At 46.1% G+C, this 6,636-nt stretch carries 8 protein-coding genes; 7 read left to right on the forward strand and 1 reads right to left on the reverse strand.

What is annotated here, in order from left to right:
• The 5 genes from ACPLUI_RS09350 to ACPLUI_RS09370 all read left to right on the forward strand — a co-directional run.
• The coding region (locus tag ACPLUI_RS09350; RefSeq protein WP_424659994.1) for an ABC transporter permease subunit at positions 1 to 326 on the forward strand (326 nt) is incomplete at its 5' end.
• 5 nt (positions 327 to 331) lie between these two features.
• Positions 332 to 1,291, forward strand: a complete 960-nt coding sequence (locus ACPLUI_RS09355; RefSeq protein WP_424659995.1) for a branched-chain amino acid ABC transporter permease — start codon at positions 332 to 334, stop codon at positions 1,289 to 1,291.
• Complete coding sequence (locus ACPLUI_RS09360; RefSeq protein ID WP_424659996.1) at positions 1,292 to 2,011, forward strand: ABC transporter ATP-binding protein; 720 nt, start codon at positions 1,292 to 1,294, stop codon at positions 2,009 to 2,011.
• Positions 2,004 to 2,708, forward strand: a complete 705-nt coding sequence (locus ACPLUI_RS09365) for an ABC transporter ATP-binding protein (RefSeq protein WP_424659997.1) — start codon at positions 2,004 to 2,006, stop codon at positions 2,706 to 2,708. The genes ACPLUI_RS09360 and ACPLUI_RS09365 overlap by 8 nt, the downstream gene beginning before the upstream one ends.
• A 179-nt stretch (positions 2,709 to 2,887) precedes the next feature.
• A complete protein-coding gene (locus tag ACPLUI_RS09370) occupies positions 2,888 to 3,523 on the forward strand; it encodes a DUF1847 domain-containing protein (protein WP_424659998.1) in 636 nt (211 codons plus the stop codon).
• A gap of 21 nt (positions 3,524 to 3,544) precedes the next feature.
• Here ACPLUI_RS09370 and lexA read toward each other — a convergent pair whose 3' ends face one another.
• Entirely contained in the window at positions 3,545 to 4,153 is a 609-nt protein-coding gene (gene lexA, locus ACPLUI_RS09375) for a transcriptional repressor LexA (RefSeq protein ID WP_424659999.1), read from the reverse strand.
• Positions 4,154 to 4,303: 150 nt separating this feature from the next.
• Here lexA and ACPLUI_RS09380 point away from each other — a divergent pair, with 150 nt between their 5' ends.
• Together ACPLUI_RS09380 and ACPLUI_RS09385 are read left to right on the forward strand one after the other, a co-directional pair.
• Positions 4,304 to 6,010, forward strand: coding sequence for a sigma 54-interacting transcriptional regulator (locus tag ACPLUI_RS09380; protein ID WP_424660000.1), 1,707 nt, complete (start codon positions 4,304 to 4,306; stop codon positions 6,008 to 6,010).
• 282 nt (positions 6,011 to 6,292) lie between these two features.
• Positions 6,293 to 6,636 (forward strand): fumarate hydratase (locus tag ACPLUI_RS09385; RefSeq protein ID WP_424660001.1); only part of this gene is annotated, 344 nt, incomplete at its 3' end.

Genomic DNA, 6,636 nt, shown 5'->3' on the forward strand with positions numbered 1-6,636 from the left:
TGGGCGTAAACGCTCCCCGGATAACGGTGATCACTTTTGGTATCGGCTCGGCACTTGCTGCTGCGGGGGGGTCCCTGTTGCTCCCCTTGTTTTATCTGTGGCCTGATATCGGTCACTTGTTCACGGCAAAGGCATTTATTATCACCATTTTAGGTGGCATGGGAAGCACCATGGGGGCTCTCTTTGGCGGCCTCACCCTGGGTATCGCCGAATCCCTGGGAGCGACCTATATTTCCATGGGGTATAAGGATGTATTCGGGTTAATCATATTTTTACTGGTCCTTTTATTTCTACCGGGTGGTTTTAAAAGCCTTACCAGGAGGTGAAGTTAATGAAATGGAAGGAATTAATTGGGTCAGCAATTGTGGTTTTGATAGCTATCGCGCTTCCTTTAGTCGTTCGGGCCCCCTATGTGCAGCATATCATGATCATGGTTTTTATCTGGGCTACACTGGGAACAGCATGGAATCTCCTGGGAGGGTACGCAGGACAGGTTTCCTTTGGTCATGCTGCCTTTTTTGGTCTGGGTGCCTATTCCGCGGGATTGTTGATCTTCCACTTGAAGGTCTCCCCCTGGTGGGGCTTGGTGCTGGGTCCCATTATAGCCATGCTGGTGGCCGTTCCTATCGGGGCTCTCTGCTTTCGCTTACGGGGACCATATTTTGCCCTGGCTACGCTGGCGCTGGGAGAAATATTCAGACTGGTTTTTACCAACTGGGTCTCCCTGACCAACGGTGCCCAGGGAATATTAATTCTTAACAGTTTTGCTACCAAGTTGCCCTATTATTTTATCGCTTTCTCAATATGGGGCATGTCTTTACTTATTGTGAATCGAATGGTTAAGTCCAAGCTGGGCTATTACTTTATATCCATCAGGGAAGATCAGGATGCAGCCGAGTCTCTGGGAATTCCCACCACCAGGTACAAGATGTTTGCATTGCTGCCCAGTGCTTTTATAACGGGGTTGGTGGGTGCATTTTATATGAACTATATCGCCTTTATCGACCCGCACGTGGTTTTCTCTCTCAGCGATATATCAATTATGGTTATTCTGGTGGTAATGATGGGTGGTGTAGCCACCCTGTGGGGTCCTTCTGTGGGAGCGACTATTTATGTGGTCTTGAACGAACTTTTCCGGGCCTGGCTGGGTCCAGCCAATGTGCTTGCTTTTGGCATTATCGTCTGCCTGGTAATTCTTTTTCTGCCCAATGGTGTAATTGGAGAATGGGGCACTTTGAAACGTCTACTTTTCAGACAGAAAGGGAAGGCTGTGATGGCTGGAGGTGATTAAATGAGCTTCTTTGAAGTAAAGAATATCGTTAAAAATTTTGGCGGGCTAAGAGCAGTTAATGATATCAGTTTCACCATGGAACAGGGGGAAATTCTGGGTTTGATCGGTCCCAACGGGTCCGGAAAAACCACCATTTTCAATTTGATTAACGGTTTTTACCCTTTAACGTCAGGAGAAATTTACTTTAAGGGGCGCCGCATTGACGGTTTGCCTCCCCATAAAATCTGTGCCCTGGGAATAGGCAGAACCTTTCAAGTGGTCAAACCCCTGAAAAGAATGAGCGTTCTGGATAATGTTATGGTCGGGGCGTTCTTGCGTACCAGCAGTATTGCTATGGCTCGGGCCAGGGCTCTGGATGTTCTGGAGTTTTGCGGGCTCTATCACCGTAGGGATATGGATGCTAGAAATCTGACCATTGCCGACCGGAAACGCCTGGAAATAGCCCGGGCACTGGCTACGGAACCGCAGCTATTACTACTGGATGAAACAGCGGCAGGATTAAACCCAAAGGAAACAGAAGAAGCAATTGAAATTATTTTAAAGATAAAAAGAGCGGGCATAACCATTATTATTGTAGAACATATCATGAAAGTAATTATGGGTATTTCCGACCGGATTCTGGCCATCAGCTTCGGACGGGAAATTGCCATTGGAACACCAAAGGAGATAGTCAATCATCCTGAGGTAATTAAAGCATATTTAGGTGAGGCTTATGCTTAAAGTAAATAATATCCACGTTTCATACGGAGATGTACAGGTTTTATGGGATGTTTCTTTTGAGGTGCGGGAAGGAGAGCTGGTTGCCCTTTTGGGTGCCAATGGTGCCGGTAAAACCACCGTTTTAAACACCATTTCCGGCTTGTTGCGTCCTCATGGTGGGAACATTTATTTTTTGGAAAACGAAATAACCAAAATGCCGGCATACAGGGTTGCTGAAATGGGCATTGCCCATGTCCCGGAGGGAAGAAGGCTTTTCCCTGAAATGACGGTAAGAGAAAATCTGGAGATGGGTTCCCTGTTTCCCGAAGCTAAAAAGAAAAGAAAGGAAACTATGGAGTGGGTTTTTTCCCTTTTTCCAATATTGAAAGATAAACAACATCAGGAAGCGGGCACCTTAAGCGGGGGTCAGCAACAAATGCTAGCCATCGGAAGGGGTCTTATGGCTTTACCCAAACTTTTGATGCTTGATGAACCTTCCTTGGGACTGGCACCCGTTCTGGTTCATCAGGTGTTTGAAATTGTTAAAGAGATTAACCAGCGGGGCATTGCAGTTCTACTGGTGGAACAAAATGTTATGCATGCCTTAAAAATGTGCACCAGGGCCTATGTGCTGGAAAACGGCAGGATATCGCTCCAGGGCAACGGTGGAGAACTGCTGAACAACCAGCATGTCAAGGAGGCGTATCTGGGTATATGACATGGTAACATTTAGGAAACTGGCTATTACCATTTAGGATTGTCATTAAAATTTACTGAAAAGTGTCCTGAAGGAATTTATGGTGCCTGACGACGTATATACCAGTAATAAGTAAGATAAGAGGAATGGCCATTACTGCCATCCCTTTACACTTAAGATAAAGAAAGGGAAGTGGATTGATGAGCAGGTGTGCAGAATGTGGAATTTATGCTTGCTACACGGGTCAGACGGAGAAGATTCCGGGACACTGTCCCATGAAGTCTCAACGTGAGGTTTATGAAGAAGCGAGAAAGGAATACCAGCTGCCGGATGTATTTAACCTTGCCCTTAGCTCGGCCTTAACTGAATCTGCCGGTTACGGGAAATGGACAAGATTGGAAGAAATCATCCAGTTCAGCCGGAGGGCTGGCTTCAGCAGGCTGGGTCTGGCCTTTTGCGTAGGCTTGCGCAGGGAAGCAGCTGAGGTATCAAAAATCTTGAAACAAGCAGGGTTTAGTGTTGTATCGGTTATGTGTAAAACTGGTTCAGTACCCAAGGAGTTTTTGGGTATTACTGATGAACAAAAGGTTCGCCCCGGCCGGTTTGAAACCATGTGCAATCCTGTAGCCCAGGCTAAGATATTAAACCGGGCCGACACAGAATTAAATGTTCTACTTGGCCTTTGTGTCGGGCATGATAGTTTATTCATTAAATATTCGGTAGCTCCAGTAACCGTTCTGGCGGTTAAGGACCGTGTACTGGCCCATAATCCCCTGGGAGCCATTTACGCTGCTCATTATTATATCTCGAAGCTGGCAGCTTACAAAAAAGATTAGAAGAGTGAGAAGAAGTCAACATTATAATTTGCGCAGCAGGCCGATGACTTTGCCCAGAATAAGGGGATTTTTGACTCTTATGGGAGACATGGTCTTATTTTCAGGTTGCAGCCGGATATGGTCGTTCTCCCGGAAGAATCTTTTGACCGTGGCTTCGTCCTCCAGAAGTGCTACTACAATGTCTCCGTTCTCGGCATTTGACTGGCGCCGGACCACCACCAGGTCCCCATCCAGGATGCCTGCCTCAATCATGCTGTCGCCACGGACAGTAAGCATGAAGAATTCGCCTTCCCCGGTAAAACTGGCCGGAAGAGGAAACACATCTTCCTGGTTTTCCACGGCCAGAATGGGTTCACCCGCTGCTACCCGTCCTAACAGGGGTACCATTCGCACCGGTTGGGTTGAAGGCAAAGTACGCTCCAGCAGTTCCAGTGCCCGGGGTTTGGTGGGATCCCGGCGTAAGAGGCCTTTATGTTCTAAACGTTTTAAATAGTTATGTACTGTTGAGCTTGATTTCAGTCCTACAATTTGACCGATTTCCCGGACCGAAGGTGGGTAGCCTTTTGAGCGAATGTTTTCTTTGATAACTTCTAAAATAATTTTCTCCCGTGTAGTAAGTGAGGTGTTCATACCTATCAGCCTCCCTTTTTGATTATAACACAAAAAAAGTTCCCTTCAAAACAACTGTTCGAATTAATTTTTTTATTTTTTAGAAGGGATTAGAAGACAATCGTCGAAATAATCTCATTAAACTTTGGAGTACATAGAAGGTGAGGCAACGTGTCCGGCTTGACCGTAGCCATTATTGGAGGTAATGAGGACGGTTATTCTATTTATCGCATGTTAAAGGCTGTCGGAGATGTTAAAATTTTAGGGGTGGCCGATGCCGATCCTTCATCCCCGGGAATTAAAGCCGCAGCTGCGGATGGAGTTTTTACTACTTCAGATTATACAGAAATAGTTCAACTGTCCGGCGTGGATGTCTTAATCGAAGCTACCGGTGATCCGGAAATTCAGATGCACCTGCACCGGATAAAGCCGCGCACAACGTCCATCATGGATGCACGGGCTCTGGATCTTATGCTGGCCGTATTGAGGGAAAAGGAAAAATTACTTGAAGCCCGGCGGGTGCAGGGAGAATTGGCCGCTATCCTAGATTCTGTTCAGGAAGCTATCGAAGTGGCGGACTCCCGGGGTATCATCAAATACGTCAATCCTGCCTTTAGCCGGATCACCGGTATAAGCGAAAAGGAACGCATTGGGCAGAATATCTTTGAGGCTTCTCCTGATGGGGCTCTAGCTACGGTGTTACGTACCGGCAGGAGTGTGGTGGGGTATCGCACAAAAGTAGGGGGAAGCAATGCTGAAGTTATTTCCAACGCTGCTCCCATTTTTGTGGATGGAAAGATGGAAGGGGCGGTTGTGGTTTTTCAACACTTTACCGATGTTATGAACTTAATGGAACAATTGCGCCAGAGCACCAGCATTATTGAGAATCTCTCAGATAAATTCGGTCAGGTGACGACCAGTAAATATACTTTTGCCGATATCCTGGGGAATAGTACAGAATTGCGGCGCTGTATCCAGGTGGCTGAGAGGGCGGCACGTACAAACTCAACCGTCCTGTTACTGGGAGAGAGTGGTACTGGTAAAGAGTTGTTTGCTCATGCCATCCACCATGCCAGCCCCCGCAGGGATAAGCCCTTTATCAAGGTTAATTGTGCAGCTATCCCGGACAGCCTTCTGGAGAGCGAGTTTTTTGGCTATACCAAAGGAGCTTTTACTGGAGCTGTTAAATCCAAGATCGGTAAGTTTGAACTGGCCCATGGTGGAACTATTTTTCTTGATGAAATTGGGGATATGAACCTGAATTTGCAGGGGAAATTACTCCGGGTATTACAGGAAATGGAATTTGAGCGTGTGGGAGGTACTCAGACCATTAAAGTGGATGTACGTGTGATTGCGGCAACCAACCGCAACCTGCGGGAGTTGATCCGACAGGGCAGGTTCCGGGAAGATTTATATTACCGGCTGAACGTGGTTGAGATTACTATTCCACCTCTGAGGGTTCGGAAGGAAGATTTGCCGATCCTTATCAATAACTTGATTATCAAACTGAATAGAAAACTTGGAAAAAAGGTTAAGGGTCTTTCTAAAGATGCTGAGGAAATTCTTTATGGTTATGATTGGCCTGGAAATGTTCGTGAATTAGAAAATGTTTTCGAACGGGTAATGGTGACAGTAGATGAAGAGGTTTTTACCAAAAAACATTTTATTCAGCATGTAAGCCAGTTTAAGGTCTCACCGGAGCGTGATATTGATCTGATCCCTATTGACCAGATGGAGCAATTACTTATCAGGAAAGCTATTGCCAAATTTGGTACCACTGTGGAAGGAAAGAGGCGGGCAGCCCAGGCACTCAATATATCGCTCGCCACATTATACAATAAGTTGAAAAAGGGTCGTAGTGAAGATTTTGCTAATTGACAAAATTATAATTATTAGATTTATTCCAAAGGTTAGAACAGGCTGTCTATCTTTTTTACCTTAGAGATACGTGCTATTTCGAGCTTTTATTTATAAAATCTAGAAGTTCGGGGCGATACCCCCTTGTTTCTATCTTTTAGAATTACTTTTGGCTGCGGGAAATAACCTTTCGGGACAAGCTTGCTACATTGTCCTGTATTTGGTATAAAAATTGCGTGTGTAGGAATTCATTAAAATTAATTTCATTGAAAGCATGCCTTGGATGGAAGGAGGGAGGGGCTTTTGCGAGTTTTAGACGCTGCTACCATTACAGCCACAGTGGCTAACTTGTGTCAGAAGGCTAACTACGAACTGGGAGAAGATGTGCTGGCAGCATTTCAAGAGGCTTTAGGTCAGGAGATTTCCCTCACGGGTAAGGACATCCTGCAACAGCTGTTGGAAAATGCGCGCATTGCCCGGGAAGAACAGGTTCCCATGTGCCAGGATACCGGTTTTGCTGTTGTTTTTTTAGAAGTGGGGCAGGAAGTGGCTATAACCGGGGGCGACCTGTATGAGGCAGTCAACGAGGGAGTCAGACGGGGTTATCAGGAGGGTTATCTGCGCAAATCCATTGTTGACCACCCCCT

This window comes from Desulfofundulus sp. (assembly GCF_049701015.1).
Taxonomy (GTDB): domain Bacteria; phylum Bacillota; class Desulfotomaculia; order Desulfotomaculales; family Desulfovirgulaceae; genus Desulfofundulus.

What these genes read in the sequence shown, in the direction of transcription:
- ACPLUI_RS09365 (WP_424659997.1), top strand. Translation starts at nt 2,004, where the DNA reads ATGCTTAAAGTAAATAATATCCACGTTTCATACGGAGATGTACAGGTT.
- ACPLUI_RS09370 (WP_424659998.1), top strand. Translation starts at nt 2,888, where the DNA reads ATGAGCAGGTGTGCAGAATGTGGAATTTATGCTTGCTACACGGGTCAG.
- ACPLUI_RS09355 (WP_424659995.1), top strand. Translation starts at nt 332, where the DNA reads ATGAAATGGAAGGAATTAATTGGGTCAGCAATTGTGGTTTTGATAGCT.
- ACPLUI_RS09360 (WP_424659996.1), top strand. Translation starts at nt 1,292, where the DNA reads ATGAGCTTCTTTGAAGTAAAGAATATCGTTAAAAATTTTGGCGGGCTA.
- lexA (WP_424659999.1), bottom strand. Translation starts at nt 4,153, where the DNA reads ATGAACACCTCACTTACTACACGGGAGAAAATTATTTTAGAAGTTATC.